20 protein-coding genes are annotated in these 25,001 nt (G+C 49.0%); 1 reads left to right on the top strand and 19 read right to left on the bottom strand.

The annotated features are described in order from the left end of the window. Positions 1–106: 106 nt before the first annotated feature. From cobA to M1L66_RS08465, 11 genes are all read right to left on the bottom strand, one after another. A complete protein-coding gene (gene cobA / locus M1L66_RS08515) occupies positions 107–1,627 on the bottom strand; it encodes a uroporphyrinogen-III C-methyltransferase (RefSeq protein ID WP_434692213.1) in 1,521 nt (506 codons plus the stop codon). Positions 1,628–1,629: 2 nt separating this feature from the next. Beyond that, positions 1,630–2,565 carry a hydroxymethylbilane synthase gene (gene hemC / locus M1L66_RS08510; protein WP_187022825.1) on the bottom strand — a complete coding sequence of 312 codons (936 nt, stop codon included), beginning with the start codon at positions 2,563–2,565 and terminating at the stop codon, positions 1,630–1,632. Beyond that, complete coding sequence (locus tag M1L66_RS08505) at positions 2,558–3,208, bottom strand: precorrin-2 dehydrogenase/sirohydrochlorin ferrochelatase family protein (protein WP_434692210.1); 651 nt, start codon at positions 3,206–3,208, stop codon at positions 2,558–2,560. The genes hemC and M1L66_RS08505 overlap by 8 nt, the downstream gene beginning before the upstream one ends. Positions 3,209–3,912: 704 nt before the next feature. Then, positions 3,913–4,977: a sulfite reductase subunit C gene (gene asrC, locus M1L66_RS08500; RefSeq protein ID WP_055656294.1), complete on the bottom strand. Its 1,065-nt coding sequence runs from the start codon at positions 4,975–4,977 to the stop codon at positions 3,913–3,915. A 19-nt stretch (positions 4,978–4,996) separates the two neighbouring features. Beyond that, positions 4,997–5,788 (bottom strand): anaerobic sulfite reductase subunit AsrB, encoded by a 792-nt coding sequence (asrB, locus tag M1L66_RS08495; protein ID WP_002600905.1) that lies wholly within the window; start codon positions 5,786–5,788, stop codon positions 4,997–4,999. An 18-nt stretch (positions 5,789–5,806) separates the two neighbouring features. Beyond that, the gene (gene asrA, locus M1L66_RS08490; protein ID WP_434692205.1) at positions 5,807–6,841 is read right to left on the bottom strand and encodes an anaerobic sulfite reductase subunit AsrA; all 1,035 of its coding nucleotides are present in this window, start codon (positions 6,839–6,841) and stop codon (positions 5,807–5,809) included. A gap of 58 nt (positions 6,842–6,899) precedes the next feature. Next, complete coding sequence (locus M1L66_RS08485) at positions 6,900–8,777, bottom strand: aryl-sulfate sulfotransferase (protein WP_434692203.1); 1,878 nt, start codon at positions 8,775–8,777, stop codon at positions 6,900–6,902. A 106-nt stretch (positions 8,778–8,883) separates the two neighbouring features. Next, positions 8,884–10,746, bottom strand: coding sequence for an aryl-sulfate sulfotransferase (locus M1L66_RS08480; protein WP_187022829.1), 1,863 nt, complete (start codon positions 10,744–10,746; stop codon positions 8,884–8,886). Positions 10,747–10,797: 51 nt separating this feature from the next. After that, positions 10,798–11,109 carry a thioredoxin family protein gene (locus M1L66_RS08475; protein ID WP_187022830.1) on the bottom strand — a complete coding sequence of 104 codons (312 nt, stop codon included), beginning with the start codon at positions 11,107–11,109 and terminating at the stop codon, positions 10,798–10,800. A 196-nt stretch (positions 11,110–11,305) separates the two neighbouring features. Further along, entirely contained in the window at positions 11,306–12,232 is a 927-nt protein-coding gene (locus M1L66_RS08470; protein WP_187022831.1) for an FAD-dependent oxidoreductase, read from the bottom strand. A gap of 22 nt (positions 12,233–12,254) precedes the next feature. Beyond that, positions 12,255–13,730 carry an SLC13 family permease gene (locus tag M1L66_RS08465; RefSeq protein WP_243270310.1) on the bottom strand — a complete coding sequence of 492 codons (1,476 nt, stop codon included), beginning with the start codon at positions 13,728–13,730 and terminating at the stop codon, positions 12,255–12,257. Positions 13,731–13,965: 235 nt separating this feature from the next. Between M1L66_RS08465 and M1L66_RS08460 the strand changes: the two genes are divergently transcribed. Further along, complete coding sequence (locus tag M1L66_RS08460) at positions 13,966–14,634, top strand: Crp/Fnr family transcriptional regulator (RefSeq protein ID WP_187022833.1); 669 nt, start codon at positions 13,966–13,968, stop codon at positions 14,632–14,634. An 88-nt stretch (positions 14,635–14,722) separates the two neighbouring features. On the opposite strand, the gene M1L66_RS08455 is transcribed toward M1L66_RS08460, so the two are convergent. The 8 genes from M1L66_RS08455 to M1L66_RS08420 all read right to left on the bottom strand — a co-directional run bounded on the left by M1L66_RS08455 (position 14,723) and on the right by M1L66_RS08420 (position 24,999). Beyond that, positions 14,723–15,406, bottom strand: a complete 684-nt coding sequence (locus tag M1L66_RS08455; RefSeq protein WP_278245164.1) for an amino acid ABC transporter ATP-binding protein — start codon at positions 15,404–15,406, stop codon at positions 14,723–14,725. Between the two features lie 61 nt (positions 15,407–15,467). After that, the gene (locus M1L66_RS08450; protein ID WP_002600914.1) at positions 15,468–16,160 is read right to left on the bottom strand and encodes an amino acid ABC transporter permease; all 693 of its coding nucleotides are present in this window, start codon (positions 16,158–16,160) and stop codon (positions 15,468–15,470) included. Positions 16,161–16,177: 17 nt separating this feature from the next. Continuing rightward, the gene (locus tag M1L66_RS08445) at positions 16,178–17,029 is read right to left on the bottom strand and encodes a basic amino acid ABC transporter substrate-binding protein (RefSeq protein WP_187022834.1); all 852 of its coding nucleotides are present in this window, start codon (positions 17,027–17,029) and stop codon (positions 16,178–16,180) included. Positions 17,030–17,371: 342 nt separating this feature from the next. Then, a complete protein-coding gene (locus tag M1L66_RS08440; protein WP_434692197.1) occupies positions 17,372–19,675 on the bottom strand; it encodes a hypothetical protein in 2,304 nt (767 codons plus the stop codon). A gap of 50 nt (positions 19,676–19,725) precedes the next feature. Then, positions 19,726–20,571, bottom strand: coding sequence for a carbohydrate ABC transporter permease (locus M1L66_RS08435; RefSeq protein ID WP_187022836.1), 846 nt, complete (start codon positions 20,569–20,571; stop codon positions 19,726–19,728). After that, on the bottom strand, positions 20,568–21,473 hold the full coding sequence (locus tag M1L66_RS08430; RefSeq protein ID WP_187022837.1) for a carbohydrate ABC transporter permease: 906 nt from the start codon (positions 21,471–21,473) through the stop codon (positions 20,568–20,570). The genes M1L66_RS08435 and M1L66_RS08430 overlap by 4 nt, the downstream gene beginning before the upstream one ends. A gap of 127 nt (positions 21,474–21,600) precedes the next feature. Further along, positions 21,601–23,031 carry an ABC transporter substrate-binding protein gene (locus tag M1L66_RS08425; protein ID WP_434692192.1) on the bottom strand — a complete coding sequence of 477 codons (1,431 nt, stop codon included), beginning with the start codon at positions 23,029–23,031 and terminating at the stop codon, positions 21,601–21,603. Between the two features lie 144 nt (positions 23,032–23,175). After that, the gene (locus tag M1L66_RS08420; protein ID WP_434692190.1) at positions 23,176–24,999 is read right to left on the bottom strand and encodes a cache domain-containing sensor histidine kinase; all 1,824 of its coding nucleotides are present in this window, start codon (positions 24,997–24,999) and stop codon (positions 23,176–23,178) included. Between the last annotated feature and the right edge of the window lie 2 nt (positions 25,000–25,001).

Genomic DNA, 25,001 nt, shown 5'->3' with positions numbered 1-25,001 from the left:
TTAAGATTTTATTGTTTTTATTTTATATCTTTTCAGAATTTTTCAGTGAATTTAAGCACTATAGACAGGTTCCTTGTTTCCATCAATACTCCAGAAGGCGTGAGAATCAGTTTTCGCTTCCCCGGTTCCAGTCCCGGGAGATGGCCTCCGTCATGCCTTCCACCGTAAATCTGGCAGCTGTCACATCTGCCTTTCTTCCGTGCTCCTCCAGCTTTCTGGCCGTAATATCGCCGATACACACCACACGTATCCCGTCCAGAAGCGCGGTCACGTCCTCACCCGCATTTTCAAAGAAGGCGTCCACTCCGGAACCACTGGCAAACGTTAAGTAATCCGCTTTTTTGAGGGATTCCGCCATTTCCTTCGCTTCCTTTCTCCGCTCTGCCACATCGTAAAGGACGATATCGTCGTACACGATTCCGGCGCTGTCCAGAATCTCAACCAATTCCGGCGAGCCTTTTCCCGACCTCGGGATCAGGAGGCGTTCCCCCTCCTTCACAACGCTCTTAAGACCCTCGGCCAGGGCGGCCGCGCAGTACTCCTCCGGCATGTAATCCGTTGTAAATCCGTACTGAAGCAGTTCCTTTGCCGTTCCCTTACCTACGGCAGCAAACTTCACATGGCCGAGCCTGCGGTTATCCCTTCCACTCTCCAGAAGGCCGAGAAAGAACTCGCGCACCGCATTGGCGCTGGTAAATACGATCCATCCGTAATCCGCCAGTCTCTCATAGGCGGTCTTCATCGCCTCACCGGACCGGTGGGATTCCAGTTCCATGCTGAGGACACACTCCGTATAGGCTCCTGCCTCCTCCAGACTCTTTCTCAGCTTGGCTGCCAGCAAATCCGTTCCGGTCACCGCCACTCTGGCCCCTTCCAGAGGCTCGTGATACGTGGAAGCGAAATCCAGCGCAGTCACTTCCCCCACAACGATGATGGCCGGAGTTCCGATCCCTTCCTCCGCCACCCGCTGTTCCACGGTGTCAAGCGTTCCGCGCACGACGCGCTGTCCTGGCAGCGTGCCCTTTTCGATAACCGCCGCTGGCGTGCTTCCCGGTTTTCCGTTCTCCAGAAGCCCTTTTACGATCAGCGGAAGATGAGTCAGCCCCATGAGAAAGATCAGAGTTCCTGAAAGCTTTGCAAACTCCGAGAAATCTAGAGGCAGCTTCCCCGCCTCCGTCATGGTATGGCCGGTCATGATATGAAAGCTCCTGCTGACGGCCCGGTGCGTCACCGGAATCCCCGCCGATGCCAGCGCGGCGACCGCCGATGTGACTCCGGATACCACCTCAAAAGGAATGCCTTCCCGGGAAACAGCCATCACCTCTTCCCCGCCGCGTCCAAAGACAAAGGGATCACCGCCCTTTAACCGGACCACGTTCTTTCCCTCCCTGGCCAGGTCCACCAGGAGCTGGTTGATCTCCTCCTGCTTCATGTAGTGGCAGCCCGCTTTTTTCCCCACATATATCCGTTGGCTCTCCTCCGGAACCTCGTCTAAAAAGCGCTCAGATGCCAGATGGTCGTAGACCACCACATCACATTCCCGCAGCCTCTTTAACCCTTTTTCCGTAATCAGTCCCGGATCTCCAGGGCCTGCTCCGACCAGAAATACTTTACCCGTTTCCTTCATCTCTATCTCAGTCCTTTCGCCGCGCGTTCCGCAAGAAGTTCCAGCTCCCCGGTTCCGCCTGTCAGATACACACGCTTCGTTTCTCCGTCCCGTCTGTTGATTCCAAATACTTCGATCTGTTCGTCCCTGATTCTGGAGTACACGCCGATCGGCTCGTGACAGCCCGCCTCCAGCAGCTTTAATATCTTCCGTTCCAGTATGAGGCACGTCTTCGCCTCCTCGTCCTGGATGCGCACCGCCAACTCGCAGGTCCTGTCCTCGATCCGCCCCTCCACGGCCAGAATTCCCTGTCCTCCGGCCGGAATAAACGTCTCGCAGTCAAAGTAATGAAAATCATACGTCCCATTTGTCTCAAAATACTCCTCCAGACCGTCAGCCGGAGGATTTACCATCTTCATGCGTTTCAGGCCCGCAGCGGCCAGAATAATCGCGTCATAGAGGCCTTCATCCATCTTTCTGATCCTCGTCTGGATATTTCCCCGGATATCCTCACACCGCACAGCTGAACCGGGCCACAGCTTCTTTCCCAGCGCCTCGATCTGGAGCCTACGCCGTAAGCTAGAGGTACCGATAACAATCTCCTTTTTCGCGCTTAAGTCGGTTCCTGCAGGCGTCATCAGCACGTCTCTCGGGTCCTCTCTCGGGGGCACGGCCACGATCCCCAGTCCGTCCTCCAAATCCATGGGAAGATCCTTGGCGCTGTGTACCGCAAAGTCAATCTCGCCCTTTAACAGCGCCTGTTCGAATTCCGTCACGAAGACGCCCTTTCCGCCAAACTCCAGCAGGGGCTTATTTAAGATGCGGTCCCCTTCCGTCACTTTCGTCACTGTCTCGACCAAAAGTCCCGGCTGAACGCGTTTCAGCGCTTCCGCCACCAGTTCTGTCTGTACCATCGCCAGAGCGCTCTTTCTCGTCCCGATACGAATCATCTTATTCATGGTCTTTCTCCAATTCCTCTAACTTTCTGTCAATCAACTGCTCCGCCTGTTCCCTGTTAAATGTTCCGCCCTGACGGATTCCTTCCTCAACCATCTCTTTAAAGACCGCGGTTCTGACAGAAAGGATGGGCACCCGCTCCTTCACCAGCTCCCGGTACGTCCCCAGCTCAGCAGCCAGTCTCCCGAAGCCCTCCGGAATCGCAGCACGGAACTTTGCCTTTAAATACTGTGCGATGGTGGGGCTGCTTCCTCCGGTGGAGATTCCCACGGTAATATCCTCGTCCTTGATCAGGGCCGGGAAAATGAAGCTGCATTCCTCCCTGACATCCACCACATTCACCGGAATCCGCCGTTCTCTGCAGACCAGGGAAATCCGCCGGTTCAGTTCTTCATCCGCCGTGGCCGCGACCACAAAATCCACGCCGTCTAAGTCTTCCTCCTGATACTCCCGGCAAAGAAGCGTTACCTTACCGCCCGCAGTTTCGCCGTACCGTACCATACGGTCCGTCATCTCAGGGGACACGACGACGATCTCCGGTCCGTAGTCCAAAAGAACCTCTACCTTCCGGCAGGCAACGATTCCGCCTCCGACGATTAAGCATCGCTGCCCTTCTATATCCATAAAAAATGGGAAATATGCCATTGTTTTCCTCTTCTTTCTGTGTTTTAAGACCTGTCTATTTTATCATAAAATTCTTATTTAGAACAGATGTATAAAACAGGGGTTTTGTAACAGATGTATTGAAAGTTACAGTTCACTCCCCACCAGGGGCACCGCAGTCCGGTTCGGCCGGGCAGGCTTCCTCAGCCTTTCCAGTTCCGGTTTCGGGCATAAGAAGTTCTAAACGTGCAGATTTTTTCTAAAAACCAGGTGAAATTCCCAAACTCGCTGCGCTCAGACAAATGGGAATTTCACCTGAACGAAAAATTTTGCGCGTTAAGAACTTCTAATACCCTGCAAAGTCACAGGAAAGGCTGAGGAAGCCTGCCCGGCCGAACCGGACTGCGGTGCCCCTGGTGGGGAGTGAACTGTAACTATTGAAACGGGAAAATATAACCATAAAAAAAGCGGGAATGATTGAGGGAAAATTGGACTCACTTTTTGGATAAGGGGTGTGAGGGGGAATTTTATACCAATTTTCGGGGTGCGTGCCTGGGAGAAGTCCATGGGGATGTCTCTGAGGAGGCACAGTACGCTCAATTTTCCTGCTTTTTTATCGTAACAAATCGCGCCGGGTATCTTTGCAGCGTGCATCATGTGCAGCAGCTCTGCGTACCCCGGTGTTTCAATGAAACAGGGAGGGCGCGGTGGTCTGATGTAGATGGCGCGCCCTCCCTTTCCATTATTTATTTCTGTGTAAATGTATAGTTTGCTGTTTCAGCCGGGCCGGCATGCTTGTGCTGGGAGATCGGCATAACGTGCATATTGCCTCTCTGCTCGTTCTCAGCCCAGTAAATATCGTCTGCCATCTTTGCTTCCGGATTGAATTCAACACCCTCGAAGATATGTTTTACGAACTCTTTGTATCCGACACGGTCGATTAAGTGACCGCCATGTAAGTACTCCGGCTTGTAGTCTAACGCCCATGCGGAGAACTTCTGCCAGTTTCCGAACATGCCTAAAACAACATCCTCGGTTACCCAGTTTAAGAACAGCTTGCCTGCACGCGGATTCTGCTTGCCGGTACGGCCGCCTAAGGTTACGCGGTAAAGCTTCTTGGTGCCTCTGGTCCATGCGCCTGTCGGGCAGATCAGGGAACATTCGCCGCAGCCTACGCAGCAGCATGCGTCCTTGTCAATCTTTCCGTTGGCATTCAGGCTTAATACGCCTGTTGCATGGTGCTCACACGCCTCCACACAGGAGCCGCATCCGATACAGCGGTCAATATCATAAACCTGCTTGTTGACACCCATAACACCGAAATCGTTAAAGTTTGCCTTTACACAGTCGTTTGGACATCCTGCGACAGCTACTTTGATGTGGTAGTGGGACGGGAAGATCAGTTTCTCGATCTTGCGGGCCAGCTCATAGGTGTTGATGTTGCCTTTGATACAGTGTGCGTTGCCGATACAGGACATGATGTTACGGGCGCCGATTGTCGGGTAGCCGTAGTCATCGGATTCCATATCCACGTTACACATCTCGATATCAACATCGGAGATGTATTTCTTGATGTATTTGTTTACTTCTTCGATATTCTCAAATTTGATTCCAGGAATGTTTAAGGTCTGTCTTGTACCCATGTGGAAGGTGCCGTTGCCCCATTTCTCACAGATTTCCTGAACCATGGTTAAGTGTTTCGCTTCGATTAAAGCGCCCGGAACACGGAGCTGAAGCATGAACTCTCCCGCTACCTTTGACTGTCTGAAACAGTTGATACGTACTTTTTTAATATCAATATCGTGATTCATTCTCTATTCGCTCCTTTCCTTAGTCAACCAGATATTTGGCCTGTGTATAGTTGAATACCGGGCCGTCTAAGCAAACATAAACCTCGTCGATACGACAGTGGCCGCATTTGCCGACAGCACAGGACATCTTACGCTCGAAGGATACCCAGATCTTCTCTTCCGGAACGCCGCATTTAACAGCTTCCAGGCCTGTGAACTTCATCATTGGCGGCGGTCCAACGATTACTACTTCGTAATCGCCGTCAAACTCGGAAAATGGAACCTTGGAAACAAACTCGGTTACAAAACCTGTGTTCCAGCCTTCCTTCTGATCTCTGTCCAGTGTATAGAATGTGGTAAATCTGTCATGCCACTTATCAAGGTCGTTCTTGAAGATGATGCCTTCCTCGTTCTTGAATCCGCTGATTAAGGTTACGCTCTTTACGTAATCAGGATTGTCATAGAACATGTTTAACATGCTCTTTACAGGAGCCAGACCAGTACCGCCTGTGATAACTACCACATGCTTGCCCTGGAATTTCTCTACCGGCCAGCCTTTTCCGTAAGCGCCGCGAAGGAATAAGGTATCGCCGGCCTGCTTCTCGAAAATCTCATCGGTTACTTTACCAACGGAACGGATCGTGAAATCCATCCAGCCGTCGCCGAAAGAGCTGACGGAGATAGGAGCCTCTCCTACCTTCGGAATGGAGAGCTGTAAGAACTGTCCGTGCTCCGGTTTAATATCGGTTGCAACTTTAAATGTATATTCATGTAAGCTTTCTCTCTTAACTTCAAGAATCTTGCATGCAACAGGTTTTACTATGTTATTCATCTCTTCGTCCACCTCTCCCTATTTATTCTCTTCTGCAACGATTTCATCGATCGCATTCGCCATCTTCTTTACAGTAGCAGCGATGGAAATGTATTCTGGACAACGGTCGATACATCTGCCGCAGCCTACGCACATATGGTAATCCTGGAAACGTTCCTTGTAATCATGGAATTTGTGAAGCACTTTAAAGCGCATTCTGTCTCCGGCTGTGTTGCGGAAGCTCATGCCGCCGGCCATATCGGAGAAGCCCTTAACCTGACAGGAAGCGGTTGTTCTCTTTCTCTCGCCAACGTTGGCATTTTCATTGTAGATGATGTCTGTGGTAGTGAAGCAGGTACAGGTGCTGCAGGCTACGGTACAGGCACCACAGGAGATACAGCGCTTATTGTATTCATTCCACATCGGGTGGTTCTTTAACTTGGTTAATACTTCCTTGTTCGGAATCTCCGGAACTTCAACGGTCAGCTGATTTTTCTCAACATATTCCGGCTTAAATCCGGACTTGTTCTTGCCTTCAAAGTAAGGAGCGAACGCGTCATCCTTCACATCCAGGCTTAACTCGCCTTCGCCGAAGCGGACTGCCATGGAATAATCCTCGGACTTGTTGGTACCCATGCTTACGCAGAAGCAGGTATCCCAGCCTGTGGTACATTCCATCATGACGATTTTCACTTTCTCGTTCATGCGCTTATAGTACATGTCCTCGAAGCCGCCGTTGCTTAAGTAGATCTTCTCCTGATGATGCTGTGCATGGATATCACACGGTCTCATGAAGATTAAAAGCTTCTTGCCTGTAGCCTTGCTCTCAATGTACTCGTCCTCTGTGAAATAGAACAGGGATTCTGTGATCGGGCTTAACACTTCTTTTGCAGGGAAATCGGACTTATCCATATACTCGATCTCTTCTACAGTGTTAATCTTGTCATACTTGATCATATCGGTGTCGGAATATCTTCCTTTTCCTACAAATCTTTTCGGTGCCCAGATTTCGTATTCATCCTGGAGCGCTGCAAAGATCTTGTTCGCTTCTTCAAAGCTTACTTTGTAACCCATTGAGTGTATCCTCCTTTTATTGACTCCTTCAGTCTCATTGGTATGATAAAGAAATTGTTTAGAAGTTTACTGTAACTCCTGTATCATATTTCTTTTCATCGATGGTAACGGTAACTTTATATGTTCCTTCTATTCCCTCACCGCTGACAGGGAATTCCACGGCTCTCTCATCGTGCTCCAGGAATGTGCCTACGCACATGGCCAGGAACGGGCGCTTTGTGGTTGGAACAAAGTAGTGACGTGTCGGGCTTCCGTTTTCGCCCTCTAAATTCAGCATGACCAGCGTGCCCTTTTCAAAGCTTGCCTTAAATACAAGGCGGTCTGCTTCCTTTGCAATCTTCGTCTTATAGGAATCCGGGACCATGCCGCCGTCTTCTGCAGGTACTTCCGTCAGGAATTCCTCGGTCATACCGATACTTCCAAGAACCTCCCCGCGTCCGAAGGTCACTGCATCGCCCTCGTCGTATAAATGGAGCTTCTCCGCACGGTAATAGTTGGCCGGCAGATGCATCTCATACAGAACGACATCGTCCTTCACCTCTACGGTGATGGAACTGAGTTCAGCCGATCCATCGTCGATGGCCGCCGTCATACCTGCGCCAGGCATGTTCATCCATTCTCCGTTCAGCTTGCCGATACCGCCGGAATGAACGAGATAATGGCCTCTCTCATAGTACTCACAGTTGCATATGTAGCAGGAGAAGAACTCGGCGCCTCTCTCTTTTCCGTACTGCCATACCTGCTCGATCGTCATGTTGTCCGTGTCGATGTGATAGATCACACCGCGGGAGAAGTTATCCTTCGCGTCCACGTAGTGTTCCTTCTCCTTGGAACGCCAGTGGCCGTTGTCGAAGCACATGATATCGCCGTTTGGAAGCACCATGCAGGCGTGCTGCTCATACTGCCAGTCGAAGTCCCCGCCCACCGGTTTGAAGAAATACTTCTGCATGTCTTCCGGCCAGCCGGTCGGATCACCGATAATCCAGTTCAGCTTCCCTGTCTCAAAATCACGGTTGATGATGATATCCTGATGGCGTCCGGAGAAGGTGAGAGAATTCGTCTTCTTGTCGTACCATACCGCATTGTTATGGAACCAGTCGTGTGCATCCTGGCTTCCGGAGCCGCCGACCGGGTAAACAGGAAGCACGTCCTGATGATCCCATTCCTTTAAGATCTCTCCGGTATTTCTGTCTACCATAACACATGCATCTTCTACAGTACCACGGGCCAGATACTGGGTCAAGATCAAAATATCTCCATTTTCCATCTCCCACTCATCATGGTGATATCCGCCCGGAATGCGGAATTCCTTATAGATCTTTCCAATCATTCCCATCTCGTAGATGCCGGTGGTATGGTAAGGCGGAGCCACCAGACGGTCGGTTCCCACGAAAAGACGTCCATTGCGGACACGCTTTAAATCAAAAGCCAGATTCAGCGTGTTATACCAGCGCGCGTCCCCCGCATAGTCGTAAGCCGCCGTATAAGCCGGTGAAGTCGGACTTACCATCATGACGTTGTCTTCCATGTACTCCGGCGTAGTTTCGATGGAGGTTGGCTTCTTTAACCGTTCGGAAGCCTTCTCTGTCACGATCTTAAGAGCCGCGGTCTCCCCTGTGCTCAGTTCGATGACTACGGTATTCTCATAGTCCTCGTACAGGCCGTATATTGGAAGAACCATCTTTCTTGCGTCTGATTTCGGGCGGTACATATAGTCTCCCGCCGCCTCTTTTCCTTTCACCGTAACCTTGGCGAAAGCCGGTTTTTCATTCTCAAACATGACAAGCGCGGTAAGAGGCGCAATCAGATATGGATTAAGCACAACGAAAGGATTGGTGATGGTATGGCTTTCCTTTCTGTACTCCTCCAGAAATTTTGATTCCGCCTCATACTGCTGGTCAATGATATGTTTTACTTCTTTGTATAAAACTCCCATAAACCCTCCTGAAAGCCTGCGAAGGGGGGACGTATTTCGATCGCGGCCCCCTCCTGCAGTCTATATGTGTCTTCTTGCATCCTGTAACAGTGTCAGATACTGATGATTAACAGCTGATCGTAACGCCTGTCTCATACTTCTTGTCATCGATGATAACACGAAGATCATAGGTACCTTTTAATCCTGTCTTATTGATGTTGGTTCTCGTATTTCTGTCGTCGGAATCGAGGAATGTACCGCAGCACATCGCCAGGAACGGAACCGCCGTTGTAGAGATGAAATAGCGGTGAACCTCTTCGCCCTGCTCTAACAGAAGCATAACCAGCTGTCCTTTCTCGAAACGGGAGAAGAATGTGAAACGGTCGATCTCGTCTTCGATTCTCGCGTTGCAGCTCTCCGGAAGCATCTCGCCTGACGGATCTAACGGGATCTCGGTATCGAATTCCTTCGTAACGCCCATCTCGCCTAAAATCTGGCCCTTGCCAAGCTCTAAGTTGATGCCGTCGCTGTATAATTTCAGCTTCTCGCCGCGGTAATAGTTGCCCGGTACGTGTAAATCAAGCATCTTCTTGTTGTCACAGATCTCAACCGTGATACTCTCCAGACGGCCGCCCTGATCCTTTGCAAATGCGCCCAGCGCCTCGGAAGGATTGCCTTCTGTGTCGTATGCGATACCGCCGGAATGAACCATGTAGTGTCCTTCGTTGTAGTACTCTACGTTACAGATGTATGGGGAGAAGAATTCTGCTCCTCTGTCCTTGCCGTACTGCCAAACCTGCTCGATGGTCATGTCATCGGTGTTGATTTTGTAACGGACGCCTCTGGAATAGTTATCCTTGGCCGCCAGATATTTCTCCGGGTTCTTGGAACCGTAGTGATGGTTGTCGAAGCACATAACATCACCGTCAGGTGTGATGACGCAGGCGTGCTGCTCATACTGCCATCCGAAGTTATTGCCGACTGGCTTGAAGAAGTACTTCTGCATCTCTTCCGGCCATCCTTCCGGATCGCCGATGATCCAGTTCAGTTCTCCGGTCTCATAATCGATGTTTACCATGGAATCGATGTGACGTCCGGAGAAGGTTAAGGAATTGGTATTCTTGTCGTACCATACGGCGTTGTTGTGGAACCAGTCATGGTCAGACCAGCTGCCGGACTTGCTTACTTTCTTCGGATCGAGGAACTTCTTGTAGTCCCAGGTCTTTAATATCTCGCCTGTATTGCGGTCGATCAGAACGCACATATCTTCTACTGTCTCGCTGGTTAAATCGTCTGTCAGACTTAAGAGATTGCCGTCCTCCATCTCGAACTCATCGTGATGGTAGCCGCCCGGGAGACGGAATTCCTTGTAGATCTTTCCGCATGGGCTGATCTCGTATAAACCGGACATATAGTAAGGCATCTGGATTACCCGGTGGGAACCCATGATTAAGTTGCCGTTTTTCAGTCTCTTCACATCGAATACACACGGAATCGTCATATGCCATCTTGCATCGCCTGCGTAGTCGAATCCAACTGCCAGATCTTCGCCTGCCGGAGATACTAAAATGATGTTGTCCTGTAAATACTCAGGAGTCGTATCCATGGAATAGATTACTTCCTTGCCGTCAAACACATCCGGTACATCGATGGTGATAATATTGGACTCGCCGCGGTAAGCTCTAATCTCCACTCTGTTCTGATAATCAGAATACAGACCTACGATCGGAAGCACGTGCTTCTTTGCCTTCGGGAATGTGTGGCTGATATTGCCCTGGGGTGTCTTGCCAAGCACGGTAATAGTGATGGCTGTTTCCTTTTCTGTATGGAAACATACAACTGCGGATAACGGATTGACAAGATAAGCGTTATATTTTACGAGCGGATTGGCAATTGTGTAATTGCCCGCTTCGAATTCCTTTAACATCTCCTGCTCTGCTTCGTACTGTCTGTTTACAATATGATCTTCAAATGAATATTTTACTGACATGATGATACCTCCCCGTATCTGTTCTTTATAGTTAGGTTCTAATTTAAGATCTTACTTATGTTCTTCCACCAGCTTGATAATAACCGGTTTCTGCTGTAATCCCTGAAGACGTCCTACTTCCACGCCATCCTTTAAAAGAACCAGGGTCGGGTAACCCGTCACGCCATATTCCGCTGTTAAGTCCTTGTTCTGATCGAAGTCAATCTTTAAGATAGTCAGATCATCGCCAAATTCCTTCTCCACATCTTTTAATACAAAGCCTAACATCTTACATGGTCCACAGGTGGTAGAGAAAAAGTCCGCCAATACCAGGCCCTTTCCGGCCAGTTCTTTGAATTCTTCGCTGTTTACTTCTTTTAACATAATCTTACTTCCTTTCTATCTTTTTGTATTAGTTCCACACTGTTTTCCCATTCTAAGCATACTGTTTTTATTTTATTGCAAAATAACAATAAAGTAAAATTCTATTTTTTTATCTAACGATAAAATTGCGTTATGGTTTATCATGGGAGAACAGGTGGTTATGTATCGCTGTCTCTGCAATCGTTTTTCGTGCTTCTTAATCCACTAAATTCTGAACGTAGTGGGAAGCTTCCTGAGCTGCGATCGCGCCATCCGCACAGGCGGTGATTACCTGGCGCAGGTTCTTGGTCACACAGTCTCCGGCTCCGTAGATACCGGCTGTCTTTGTGTGCATCTTCTCATCTACTTCCACATAGCCGAACTGGTTTAACACGCCTAAATCCTTTAAGAATTCTGTTGTCGGAGTGAGTCCGATATATTCGAATACGCCGTCACAGGAAACCGTGTTCTCCTCGCCGGTCTTCGTGGACTTGAAATGAACGCCCGTCAGCTTCGTATCTCCGGTAAATTCCAGGATATCCTGGTATGGATAAACAGTTACGTGATCCATGGCGCGAAGCTTGTCGCAGGCCATCGGATCAGCCGTCAAATCAAACATGGTTACAATCGTCAGTGATTTTACAATACCGGCAAGGAATATGGATTCTTCCACCGCGGAATTGCCTCCGCCGATTACCACAACGTCACGGTCGCGGTACTGGGCTCCGTCACAGATGGCACACCAGCTGATTCCGTTGCCGCGGAACTTATCTTCGCCCGGGATATCGAGACATCTCGGTCTCGTTCCGGTAGCAAGTATAATGGCTTTCGCCGTGAATTCCTTGTCATCCTCCTCGCAGAGGACTCTCTTTACTTTTCCTTCGTCTGTGATGCTCTTTACCGTGCCGTAGTCGAACGCGATATTGTCAAACTGCTGTGTATGCTCAAACATCTGATACGCAAGCTCTGCTCCGTTGATCGTTCCGACCCCCGGATAGTTCTGAATTTCATTCGTATTGATAATCTGTCCGCCCGGGGCCAGCTTGTCGAGAAGCAGAACATTCATATCCGCTCTCGCCGCGTAGATTGCCGCCGTCATACCGGCAGGACCCGCGCCAACAATAATTACATCATACTGTGCCATGATACATAACTCCTTTCTAAACTTACATTAACAGATTTGCTAACGGGACACCGATCACAAGAACGATAATCAGTTCCAGAATTACGAATGGAATCGTATACTGGTAAACGTACTTGGTCGGAACCCATTCCTTGTTGCTGTGCAGGATCGCCGCAAACGGGGAAGCTGCCGGTGTAATAGCCGCCGATAACAGTACAAAGATAATTAACAGCGTAACGATCGGTGCCGGGTTGGCTCCGGTCTGTGTACAATATGTAACGATAACCGGCTGCAGAATCATACCGATTACCAGGCTGTTGCAGAGGTTGGTTAAGAGAACCGCCATCGCCATTAAAAGAACAGTGAAGACCATCGGTGACATTCCCTGGAAAATCGGGGAAAGTACGACGCTTAAGAAAGCGGAAACACCGGTATTGTCACTGGTCAGCACGCTTCCCAGCAGGATCGCGGCAACGATGATAAAGTATGCGCCCCAGTTAAAATTGGTGGCCATAACCTGCGGAATCTCTAAAACGCTCTTTCCCTTGATACGGATCGCTCCCAGAGCGGCTACCATAAAAAGAGCCAGACCGAGGCTGTTGGAGGAAAGAAATGCCATTCCCGGTAAAGTTGGGAAAAGGCTGGGGAGAAGCATACCCAGAATCAGAATCACAAAGCTTATGCCTATAATCTTCTGTCTAGGTTCCATAGGCGGAAGCGGATTCTTATTCAGCATCTCAACATCGTAATTCTTTAATTTCGTCACATCAGGACGAATGACAAACTTTGCAAACAGGATGTTCGCCACGATCATAATAAGACCGAGAATAATAGCCACAGCCATGTAAGCCGCATTGTTGACAACAATCGGACCTCCCGGAAGGTTTGCCGTAATGTTGGCAAAGTTTGTGAGCAGCGCCAGACCATTCTGAGCGAACGGCGCCATCGGAAAACCGATCAGGGACGCGACAACCACCAGGGTCAGCATAACACGAGGCAGCGCATCGCCCTTCTTATAACCGACTTCCTCAAATACATCGTAGAGGACAGGCCAGAATAAAAAGATTGCAGTAAACGGACTGATAAAGCCACCAAGGAAATAACAGCCTATACAGATTACGAACATCAGCAGCCATGGCTTCCCGTTCGTAAATTTTCTCGTCAAAAAGAAACGTCCTATGTAAAGTGTGATCTTATAATATACAAGACCGCCTGCCATAATCAGCAGGAAAAATACCTGAGCCACAACCGGTGCTCCGAATGCTTCCTTAAGCAGGCCCGCCATAGGCATATAGTTGGATAAACCAACCATAGCAATGGACATCAGGCTCCCCCAAAGCGGATCTACGAATGTCCAAAGATAAAGTGTTCCGATAAAGATTCCCAATACTTCCATACCAACCGAAGTAACTTCCGGGAGATTCAGCGGGAGGAAACGGAAAAATACCATAATTCCTACACCGATCAGAGAATGAATTAAAAACATTTTTTCTCTCTTACGCTCATTTTGATTCGCCATGTCTTGAAACCCCTTTTCTACCATATTGTGAAAAATATAACAATGAGGGCACAATAAGACCCGAAAGTATCTCTTTTTTACTTTTCCGGCTCATTTACTCCCCTGCATTATTGATCTAATTTTATCATATATCTGCTTATAGAAAAATAACACAGGTTATAAATCTGGTTATTTTGACAAAATTATGATATACTGAATCCGATCTTTTATTACTATCGCAAGGAACGGAGAAAACATGAAGGAGTCGCTCTTAAAAATCATTACAGACAGCGGAACGCGCGTCACAATGCCGAAGGACATTGTTCTTAATAAAAAGTATGACAAGTATATATCAAACTATGTATACCTGTTGGAGGAAGGAATCTGTGCACTCAACAGCATTACGAAGCAGGGAGAGGAAAAAGTTTATTTATACTTCCGCCCGTACCGGCTCATTGGTTTTAACCAGTTTGTAGTAAGCCCTGATAAAATCAATTCCACTACGCCGGAATTTTCAGTTATCACCAAGACCACCTGCACCCTGTGTCAGATCCCTTATTCCACCTTTCAGGATCTGATTTTAAAGAATAGGGAATTTAACGCATTTCTTATGGAGACGCTTGCGGACAATTATAACGACGCACTGATCCATTTTCACCTGATGCAGGAAGAATCCGTCGTGGTACGGCTGTGCCACCTGCTCTTTGAAGTATCGCAGCTCAGGAACGGAATACGGATCGTCCCCCGCTTTTTTACATACGCCGAGATGGCCAAGTATCTGGGCTGCCATTCCGTAACCGTATCGCGGATCATGGCAAAACTGAAACAGCAGGGATTTGTAACGAAGACGCCGTCGGGAATCGCGATTGAGCAGGAAGATGCGCTGCAGGAGCTGATTAATTCAGAGTCCCGCTTTCAGTATTAAAAAAGACGTTGTTTCCAGACCGGTGAAGCCGATCGGAAACAACGTCTTTTCTATTTTATATTTTAACAGATTCCTGCATTCCTGTACGCTACAAAACCTTTCCCAAAAACCCTTTAAGCCTCTCATTCTCCGGATGCTCAAAGAATTCCTTCGGTTCATTCTCCTCCAGAAAATATCCGCCGTCCATGAACATGACGCGGGTGGCAACTTCTCTGGCGAAGCCCATCTCATGGGTAACCACCACCATGGTCATCTTCTCGTTCGCCAAATCCCTCATAACGTTTAACACCTCGCCTACCATCTCAGGGTCGAGCGCAGACGTCGGTTCGTCAAAGAGCATGACGTCCGGGTTCATACACAGGGCGCGGACAATGGCGATTCGCTGCTTCTGTCCGCCGGATAACTGGTTCGGATATGCATTGCACCGGTCCGCTAAGCCGACCTTGTCGAGGAGCGCCATGGCCTGGTTCTTTGCCTCCTCCTCGCTCCGTCCCTGAAGCTTAACCGGCGCCAGGGTCAGATTCTTTAAGATCGTCATGTGCGGAAACAGATTGAACTGCTGGAACACCATCCCCATCTTCTGGCGGTGGCGGTCGATATCCGTCTTCTTATCGGTAATATCGGTTCCCTCAAACAGGATATGGCCCGATGTCGGCTCCTCCAGTCTGTTTAAACAGCGGAGAAAGGTACTCTTTCCAGATCCGGAGGGTCCGATTACACACACGACGTCACCTTTGTAGATGTCAACCGTGATATCCTTTAGGACCTCCATGCTTCCGAATTTCTTGCCTAAGTTCTGTACCTGAATCAGAGGCTTTTCTATACGATTTTTTCTAGTGCTCACTTCTGCGCAGCCTCCTCTCCAGTAATTTTACAAGGTAAGAAAAGATCATAACCATGCAAAGATAAATCAGAGCCACCGCAATCAGCGGCATGAAAGCGGAATACGTACGGCTCTTAATGATGTCGCCGCCCTTCGTCAGATCCTGCAGACCGATGTAACCGGCTACGGAAGTCTCCTTCAGCAGCACGATAAACTCGTTGGCCAGCGTCGGAACCACGTTTTTAAACGCCTGCGGCATAATGATATACCACATGGTCTGCGCGTAGTTGAAGCCTAAGCTTCGCCCGGCCTCAAACTGGCCTCTCTCGATGGAGCTGATGCCGCTTCGGAAGATTTCGGCCACGTAGGCGCCGGAGTTGATACCGAAGGCCAGAATCGCCGTCGGAACCATACCCGGATTAACCGTGACAAAGACAACGAAGTATACGATCATCAGCTGAACAACCACCGGCGTTCCGCGGATTACCGTCAGATATACGCTGCAGACTGCATTCAGTATCTTCAGCCTGTGAGTGTTCTCGTAAGTAGAACGGATAATTGCAACCAGAAATCCCAGCACGATTCCGATGAGAACTGCAAAAAATGTAATTTTCAAGGTATTCTGCAGCCCATCCGTGATGTATTTCCAGCGGTTGTCCTCTATAAAATTCTGATAAAAGTCAGCGACTAATTTTTCCCACATGGCACTCTTCCTTTATATTATTCTGCGGTAATATACTTATCTACGATCTTCTGTAACTCGCCGGATTCCTTTAACTCCTTGATCGCGGCATTCATCTTATCAAGCAGTTCAGTGTTGCCCTTCTTTACAGCGATTGCATACTCTTCCTCTGTAAATGCTTCGTCTAAGATCTTTAAGCCTTCGTTCTCTTTCACGAACACCTTCGCAGGCTCACGGTCGATGATAACTGCGTCGATCTTGCCCTGATTTAAAGCCATAACGGCTTCCATGCCCTTGTTAAATCTCTGTACTTCCGCGTTCTCGATGTCGTCAGCGTAGATATCGCCGGTTGTACCGGTCTGAACACCGATCTTCTTGCCTGTTAAATCATCGGGAGAAGCGATCGGGCTGTCTGTTTTAACAATGATTACCTGAGCAGCCTGTGCGTAGGTATCGGTAAAGTCCACATTCTTTAAACGGTCTTCGTTTACAGTCATACCAGCTGCCGCAAAATCAGCCTTTCCGGACTGGATCGCCGGAATCAGAGAATCGAATGCCATATCCTGGATCTCCAGTTCCATTCCCATCTGCTCAGCGACTGCCCTTGCAATGTCGGCATCAATACCAACAATGGTGTTGTTCTCGTGGTACTCATATGGCGGGAACTCGGCGTTCGTTACCATAACGATCTTGCCGCCGGTGCCATCTGTCTTCTCAGCCTCTGCCGCTGTTGTTTCGGCCGCCGCATCTGCTGCAGTGGTTTCTGCTGTTGCTGTTGTGGTTTCTGCTGCCGCTGTTGTTGTCTCTGTAGCGGATTTTGAGCTTCCGCAGGCGGTAAGTGCCGCTGCCATGCATACGGCCGCCGCAAGTACTATTACATTCTTTTTCATAATGAATCCTCCTCATTATATGCACTTTTTTGCATAAATATAGAAATAAGTATCAGTTATACATTATATAGCATTTTTGAAATTATTCAAGTCTTATTTTATCTTGATTCTCAGTGACTTATCCCTTTATGACCAGGGAAAGTGAAAAAACAGGGTCGGAGTATTTATAATATTACAAAAATTCAGAAGAATACCGTCTATTCATGCAAAAAGCGCCTGGAAAACCTTTTAATTAAAGGATTCCAGGCGTTTGATCGTGTGGTATTATGTTTTTGGTAAATGGTTCTGTTGTTTCATATTATAAATAACTATGATTTTATAAAACTGCTATAAGGCTGCGATTTATAAGGCTGCGATTTCGATTTTCTGGTCCGGCTTTAAGACTTTCTTAATGCATACTGCGCGTTTACCCAGGAATTCCGTCTCTTCAAATTCCGCGGTCTTCCCGCTGTCCGTAAATCTCGGTATACCATCGGTGATCAGGTTAAGCACCAGGGTCACCGGATAGTCCACGCGGCTGGTCACCGACGCGGTCACCGCATCTGCCGTTTTCCGGTAAGTAAAATCAAACTTGCCGCTTCCTGTCCTCGCATCGTTCCATTCAAAGCTGCTGCCCGGTGAAAATGGCTTGAAATTCAGAGTCTTCGACGGAGCGTCGTACCGGACTCCGAGAATCTGCGTCATAAAGAGGCTGGCAAATACTCCGGCCGCCCAGCCGCATTTCCCGCAGCAGTTCAGCCTGACTACGTCGCCTGTCTTTGTATTGCATTTGTATGGCCACCACCACCAGGAACCGTCCAGATCACAGAGGCGTTTCAGCTCTGTCATATAGCCCCTCTCTCCATTCATAGTCTCCTCATCCACAACTCCGGAGAATGCGGTGGTGTAACCGGGGAAAGTTGCACCGGACTCATGGCCCCATTTGATTCCGCGGCACTCGGTTCCATAGGTCGGATTCTCTTCACTGGCAGAAAATCTGGCATAATTTCTCACAACCGGATCATCATACGTCTTATATCCGTAAAATGGAATCAACGTCGTATCAGACTCCTCCCCGTCATGCATCATCAGGTTGATCTCATCTCCATTAATAATATCGGGATAAAATGTGAGAGCCTGATCCACATACTTCTTCTCGTACTCTGAAATCGGGCAGTGCTTCTGCGTCTCAGGGGTCAGTCCGCCGATCCCCTCCAGATACTGGAGGCCAAACCTGCCGTCAGTCACCATATAAGCCTCGATGGCCTTTTTGATCTCACCGGCAATTTTCCCGTATTTTTTCTGTTTCTCCTGGTCTTCAAACACCTCGCCCATCAGCCGCGCCATGCCGTCAAAAGCCTTCCACGCACAGATATTCGATCCGGTATGGTATTTTCCCAAAGCGAGCGCATCGGATATCCACACGGTCGGAAACAGCCACACCTCTCCTTCCTTCAGCGTCAGCACCTCTTCTAAAATCTCTTCAAAGGTTTCCACCGTCTCCCGGTGGGTCCAGAAAAAGTCTCTGTCCGCCGTCGCTTCGTAATACAGGACTCCCATTAAGACAGAGGTCAGGGAATTACTCAGAGAATGGGCCGCTCCCCCCTGGTATTTCGATCCCTCCGGACGGATTCCATGCTCTGTAAACCAAAGGCAGGACTGACGGAAGAAGTCGGGATTCAGCACGCTGAGAGGAAGACTGGAATAGTACATGTCTTTCATCCAGATCTGCCTCGTAGCCGGAAATGTGCCCCAGTTGGAACCGCAGATCTCGCCGTTTCTGTCCATACCGAAGGCCGATATCCCCTGGTATACGGCACGTTCGAAGATGGCGGCGGTCAGCGGATCACCATCCATCTTTAAGCAGCCCAGCATTCCCCGAAAGCAGGCCAGCGTCTCATTCAGCCAGTAAAGTGTCCCAGCCTCTTCGATCTCTTTTACTGCACCGTTCTCACCGGGTGCGTAGATTACCATGGGGAACCACGCGCCGCCCCCTTTCTTTAAATGGAATGGAACTGCCGGTGTAGTCTGGCCGGATTCGCTCATCTGCCCCGCTTCTGTCACCGTCCCGCATTCCACCATCTTCCCACTGGCGTCGGGAATGGTAAAATAATCCTTATCCGGGGAAAAGTCTGGCGGAATCACGGTTCCCTTTACATCACCATCTGTTGTATTTTCCAGATACAGCCCGTATACGAGGGCACGCGGTCTTCTTTTGCCGTCGGCGGAAATGGGTGCGTACGCCAGGACCGTAGCATTGAGGCGGGGATGGGTAAAGGCTGCTCTAGGGACCAGGTTTTCAGCCAGATCGGACTGACACGGCAGAGAACCGTCCCGAAGGGACACCTCCTGCCCCTCCACTGTCAGTCTGAAATAGAACGGACCTGCCTGACCGAAGTCTTTGGAGACCCACACGCCCGGGATATCGTCGCAGGTATAACAGCCCCGGTAAAAGGTCACGGTCTTCAGCGTTCCGAACTCGTCTGCATTTGCAAGGACCTTGTTGTTGGATATATCATAGGAAAATGTTTCATCCGGCAGCTTCTTCGCATAATAGCTTTCCCGGTTTCCGCATTCATACTGACCGTCCTTTACAGCGACTGAAAAAAAAGGATTGACTGATGTGTGAACCATATCTTTAATACTTGTAATGATATCTGTAATCATGTTTATCTCCTCCAAAATTGTTATCGGACACTCTTATCGCGTTCGCTTTCTCAGCCCTTGACGCCCGACATGGTAATTCCTTCGATTAAATACCTCTGTCCGACGATAAATACCAGAATAACGGGAATCAGCACGAGGCAGGCAGCCGCCATCATCAAGTGCCACTCCGAACGGTAGGAACCGGTAAAGAGCTGAAGTCCCAGTGCCACCGTGTACTTTGCCTCATCATTTAAATAGACCAGGGGGCCTAAAAAATCGTTCCATGTGTTCATAAATGTAAAGAGTCCTACCACAGCCAGAGACGGCTTTGTGATCGGCAATATAATTCTCGTAAAGATCTGAAAATGATTTGCGCCATCCAGATACGCCGCCTCATCGAAATCCTTTGGAATCGTCATATAGAACTGACGCAGCAGGAAAATATAGAATGCTCCGCCGCCGAACCAGGCCGGGGCAATGAGCGGCACAAAGCTGTTGGTAAATCCAATCGCCCGCCACATCAGGAAAGTGGGAATCAGGGTAACTGCAAACGGCAGCATCATACTGGCCATAATACAGGCAAATACCACATTTCTCCCTTTCCACTTGATTCTGGCCAGCCCGTAGGCACAGATGGAGCTGGTAAGCATCGACCCGGCCACGACCAGAGCCGCGATGAAGAGAGAATTTCTGTAATACGTAAAGAACGGCAGAACCTCAAATACCTTCTTATAGTTCGACCACATCATCTTATCCGGTACCCATTTGACCGGTACCATAAAGATTTCTACAGGAGTCATAAGGGAACTTCTCACCATCCAGACCAGAGGCACGATGCAGAAAAGGCTGCCTGTAACAAGCACTGCGTATGTAATCAGCTTTCCGACTGTTTTCTTTGTTTTTGCACTCAACGTCACTCACCTCCGTAGTAGACCCATCGGTTCTGAAACTTGAACAGAATTGCGGTCAGCATCATAATGATCACGAACAGAATCCAGGCGATCGCACAGGAATTGCCCATACGCATAAACTGGAAGGATTCCCGGTATAGATAATACACGTAAAAGAGACTGGCATTGTTGGGACCCCCCTGCGTCATGACGTAGGACTGGGTGAATATCTGGAATCCATTGATAAAGCCCATTACCACGTTGTAAAAAATAGTCGGAGTCATGATGGGAACAATGACATGGAGCAGCTTTGCCATAACACCGCCCCCATCGATCTCCACGGCCTCGATCAGCTGCCTCGGCACATCCTGCATACCGGCCAGAAAGATTACCATGGTGGAACCTGTCGTCCACAGGTTGACGAATACCAGGGTAGGCAAAACTGTGGATTCCGAGGACAGCCATTTATTCGGAGGCAGTCCCACTGCCTTTAACAGGGTGTTGGCAAGGCCCACATCCGGATTGAAGATCCACATCCAGATCGCGCCCATGGCCACGATCGGAATGATAGAGGGCAGATAAAAAAGTGTTCTGAAAAGTCCCTTTCCCTTTACGCTTTTGTTTAAAAGAGATGCGATTAAAAATGCGAAAACAATTGATGTTGGAACGGAAAGGACTACGTAGATGACTGTCACAGTCAGTGATTTATAGAAGTAGGGATCCTGCCCTGCAAACAGCCGCACATAATTATCGACGCCCACAAAATGGCTCTCCTTCACAATGCTGTAGTCCGAAAAGCTCATAATAAAGCTGATAATCATCGGAATTGCGGCAAAAAAAAGAAAGCCCAGGATACAGGGAAGGCAGAACAGAAAGCCGGCCACGTTTTCACGCTTTTCCCTGTGGGTCATCTTAATTTTTTCTTTCATAGTGATACCTCCTCATTTCCGGCCGGACTGCCCCGCCGGTATGGCGGGCCGCCGCAAAAGCGGCGGTCCGCATGCCCGGATTACCGCAGCCACTGCGGTCTGCACGGCAATCCTGCAATTACTTCTGTCAGGAACGGTTTCCGGAGTATGTACCATCAACAAGCGGATCCACGCTCGTCTTAATTTCAGTCATCGCCTCCTCGGCAGTCTTATCCCCCGCCCATACCTGCTGCAGGGCTGCCTTTACCATCGTATCAATCTCATTGAAATTTTTCACATCAATTTCTGTCGCAATCACCTGATGATCGTAGGTGGACTTGACAACGGCATCCTTAAAGCCTTCCGGACGCGCCGGAAATTCCTCGGAAGCCCAGAAATCAAGCTTGTCGCCGTCGGTGTAGTACTCTTTATGGACTGGGAGCCAGATACTTCTGAACATTTCCGTAATCTCGGCAGAACTCTCCGGATTGGTAATCCATTGATACAGCTTCAGCGTCTCCTCCAGATGCTCTGTCGCCTTGAATATAATCAGCGAGCCGCCATCAAAGAATGTTGTATAATTCTTATCAATTGGAAGAACACCTACGCCCCAGTTAATACCAGCCTCGGCCAGATCCAGATGGTTCCAGCTTCCGTCGATGTACATGGCGGCCTGTTTGGACGCCAGAGCGGTCGCGGCCGCCGGCATACTGTTGGACTGAATTGCAGTCGGTGCAACGTGGTATACATTGATCAGATCTGCGAAGTTCTGGATTACTTCCGCCGCTTTTGGATCATTTAAGCCAAATTCTGTCATGTCTTCATTTAAGTAAGCGCCGCCGTTTGAGTAGATAAACGGCATGTATACATTCCAGTTGGGCGCAAACATCACACCGTACTGAGTGATGTTATTGGAATCGAAATTCGGGTCTTTCGCATTGCGTCCGGAGGAATCCAGCGTCAGTTCCTGAGCCTTCTCCACAAATTCCTGCCAGGACCACGCCTCGGCCACCTTCGTCGGCGGTGTATCAATGCCGGCGTCTTTAAACAGGTCCTCGTTATACATCAGTGAAAGGGTGACATTGGCCATAATAGGGCCTGCGGACTCTGTCGGCGACCAGTTCCACCAGCAGGTTTCCAGATAATCATCCACGGAAACCTCCGGGTCGTCTTTGATCAGATCGTAAAAGTTATAGATCAGGCCATCCTCACCAAACTGGCATTTCCACGATGCGGAATAGCTGATATCCGGCGTCTCCCCCGCCGCAATCATCGCGTTTAGCTTTGTCAGGAAGTCATCGCTCGGAATATGCATGGCTTTTACCTTAATATCCGGATTGGCTTCCTCAAATGTCTTTACCGAGGCCTCGATCGCCGTCTTCTCAGCGCCGCTTCCCCAGTAGGTAAAGGTGATCTCCACCGGCTCCCCCTCGGTTTTTCCCTGGGCTGCCTCGGTTTTTCCTGCCGTACTGCTCTCCCCTGCAGTCGTTGTATTTCCGCCGCTTCCTCCACATCCCGTGAGGATCATTGTCCCCGCCATCAATAATGCCGCCAGCTGCTTCAGATGATTACGCTTCATTTTAATTACCTCCCATATTCTTCTGTTTACTGTCTTTGTTTCGATAACTATATTCTAATGGAAGGAGGAGGGGACTTCTATATGGTTTTTATTGGAAAACAGCACTTTTATTGTTTGTTATGAAGGGGAGACAAAAGGGCCGCCCTATTTCGGAATCGTAACGACCACAGCCGTCCCTTCTCCTAACTGGGAATGGAGAGAAACGCCGTAAGCTTCCCCGTACAGGATCTTAATCCGCCGGTCCGTGTTGGCCACCCCGATGGAAGTACCGGTGAACTCCAGCACCTCTTTTACTCTCTGCTGTGTCATGCCAGCCCCGTTGTCCTCCACGGTAAAACAGATATTTTCTTCATCGGTTTCCGCACTGATTTCCAGGATTCCTTTTTCCTCGGAATTCTTAAAACCATGGACAATGGCATTTTCAACCAGAGGTTGTAAAAACAGCTTCGGGACCTCCTTCTCCATCAGTTCCTCCGGAATATCGAAATTCACCTCAAACTGATTCTCATATCGAATCTGCATGATTTCAATATAGCGTTTCAGCCAGTCAATATCGTCTTTTAAATGAACCAGCTGCTTTCTGCTCTGGCTGGTATACTGGAGCATCCGCGACAGATCCACGATCATCCGGCTGGCCTTGGGAGTATCTCCCGCCAGGCACGTCCAGTTGATGATGTTTAAGGTATTATACAGGAAGTGGGGATTTAACTGGATCGTCAGAATCATGATCTCAAAATCCTTCTGCTGCAGCTTCACCTCGTAATTCTCGTGAATCAGCGCCTTGATGTTGCGGCTCATCTCATTGAGTTTCTCATAAAAGAAAGAGAACTCATCTCTGTCGTCATAGGTGATAAGACTGCCGAACTGTCCCGTCCCCACCTGATCGATCATATGTATCGTTCCGTAAATCTTCCGGTTAATATAGCGGGAAATCATATAGGAGGAAACAACGGACAGAAGCAGAAGAATCACCATGATAGCAATAATATAGCTCCGTATGTTTCTTTCCACATCCTGGATCAGCAAATGTACCGGTACCCGCGCTACCACCAGCCAGTCAGTAATTTCACTCCGGGCGTACGTTACCATGTATTTCTCCTGCCCGTCTTTTTCCGTGGTATACCCGGAATTCTCCCCCTTCTTTAAGGTTCCCAGCCAGTCCGCCTGATAGCGGTGGCTGGCATTATAGGCAGGATCGGAACTGCAGATCACATTACCCTCGCGGTCAATCACCAGATAATCCGCATCACTCACGATGTCTTTTGCTCCGTAACGCCGGATTAAGGACATGAGAAACTCTTCGGTATAGTTGATCACCAGAATCGGTTTCTCCACAGACTCACGTAGCCGTTCCACCCGCCCGCTGGACACGTCACAGAAATTCATCTGGCATACCGCAGTAAAGAGGGAGCCGTATTCCACCTGCGTATCTGTCAGATTGTCGATCCCGAACATATCGGTATAGCTGTAAGTCGGAATCCAGCAGACCGATCCTTTTGCCTCCCTGGCTTCCTTCTCCAGTCTGGAATTCATAAAAGCGCCTTTGGGATAGAAGTTTTTGTCCTCCTCCCCGAACCGGAAATAGGATGTAACCAGATGAACGGAATAAATATTGCTGCCCCACGGCTTATATGCATTTAAAATAGCCGTAATCCGGGAGTTGGCGTTCATGAGGGACACCTCATCCGTCTTGTCCAGATTCTTGAAAATCTCGTAGAGACGCGAATCAATATTCAGTTTCTGAGCGAACTCATCGATGTAGTCAAATTCCTTATCCACGATCACACTGCTCTTTTCCACGCTTTGCATGAAATATCCCTGGGCCTGCTCCGTAATGGATTTGACGGAATTCCGGTAAATCAGGATACTGAAAATGATGAGCGGCACGATCGTGAGAACCAGGAACAGAACCAGCAGCTGGGTCCTCAGTTTCCAGTATATTTTTCTCTTATGCTTCCATTTTTCCATAG

Source organism: Hungatella sp. SB206 (genome assembly GCF_051132295.1).
Taxonomy (GTDB): Bacteria; Bacillota; Clostridia; order Lachnospirales; family Lachnospiraceae; genus Hungatella; species Hungatella effluvii.
The sequence above is the reverse complement of the archived record's forward strand: the minus strand, read 5'-3'. Positions and strand labels throughout refer to the sequence as shown.

Bases quoted from the DNA above. Each gene is read 5' to 3' on its own strand.
- cobA (WP_434692213.1), bottom strand. From the start codon at position 1,627: ATGAAGGAAACGGGTAAAGTATTTCTGGTCGGAGCAGGCCCTGGAGAT.
- hemC (WP_187022825.1), bottom strand. From the start codon at position 2,565: ATGAATAAGATGATTCGTATCGGGACGAGAAAGAGCGCTCTGGCGATG.
- M1L66_RS08505 (WP_434692210.1), bottom strand. From the start codon at position 3,208: ATGGCATATTTCCCATTTTTTATGGATATAGAAGGGCAGCGATGCTTA.
- asrC (WP_055656294.1), bottom strand. From the start codon at position 4,977: ATGAATCACGATATTGATATTAAAAAAGTACGTATCAACTGTTTCAGA.
- asrB (WP_002600905.1), bottom strand. From the start codon at position 5,788: ATGAATAACATAGTAAAACCTGTTGCATGCAAGATTCTTGAAGTTAAG.
- asrA (WP_434692205.1), bottom strand. From the start codon at position 6,841: ATGGGTTACAAAGTAAGCTTTGAAGAAGCGAACAAGATCTTTGCAGCG.
- M1L66_RS08485 (WP_434692203.1), bottom strand. From the start codon at position 8,777: ATGGGAGTTTTATACAAAGAAGTAAAACATATCATTGACCAGCAGTAT.
- M1L66_RS08480 (WP_187022829.1), bottom strand. From the start codon at position 10,746: ATGTCAGTAAAATATTCATTTGAAGATCATATTGTAAACAGACAGTAC.
- M1L66_RS08475 (WP_187022830.1), bottom strand. From the start codon at position 11,109: ATGTTAAAAGAAGTAAACAGCGAAGAATTCAAAGAACTGGCCGGAAAG.
- M1L66_RS08470 (WP_187022831.1), bottom strand. From the start codon at position 12,232: ATGGCACAGTATGATGTAATTATTGTTGGCGCGGGTCCTGCCGGTATG.
- M1L66_RS08465 (WP_243270310.1), bottom strand. From the start codon at position 13,730: ATGGCGAATCAAAATGAGCGTAAGAGAGAAAAAATGTTTTTAATTCAT.
- M1L66_RS08460 (WP_187022833.1), top strand. From the start codon at position 13,966: ATGAAGGAGTCGCTCTTAAAAATCATTACAGACAGCGGAACGCGCGTC.
- M1L66_RS08455 (WP_278245164.1), bottom strand. From the start codon at position 15,406: ATGGAGGTCCTAAAGGATATCACGGTTGACATCTACAAAGGTGACGTC.
- M1L66_RS08450 (WP_002600914.1), bottom strand. From the start codon at position 16,160: ATGTGGGAAAAATTAGTCGCTGACTTTTATCAGAATTTTATAGAGGAC.
- M1L66_RS08445 (WP_187022834.1), bottom strand. From the start codon at position 17,029: ATGAAAAAGAATGTAATAGTACTTGCGGCGGCCGTATGCATGGCAGCG.
- M1L66_RS08440 (WP_434692197.1), bottom strand. From the start codon at position 19,675: ATGATTACAGATATCATTACAAGTATTAAAGATATGGTTCACACATCA.
- M1L66_RS08430 (WP_187022837.1), bottom strand. From the start codon at position 21,473: ATGAAAGAAAAAATTAAGATGACCCACAGGGAAAAGCGTGAAAACGTG.
- M1L66_RS08425 (WP_434692192.1), bottom strand. From the start codon at position 23,031: ATGAAGCGTAATCATCTGAAGCAGCTGGCGGCATTATTGATGGCGGGG.
- M1L66_RS08420 (WP_434692190.1), bottom strand. From the start codon at position 24,999: ATGGAAAAATGGAAGCATAAGAGAAAAATATACTGGAAACTGAGGACC.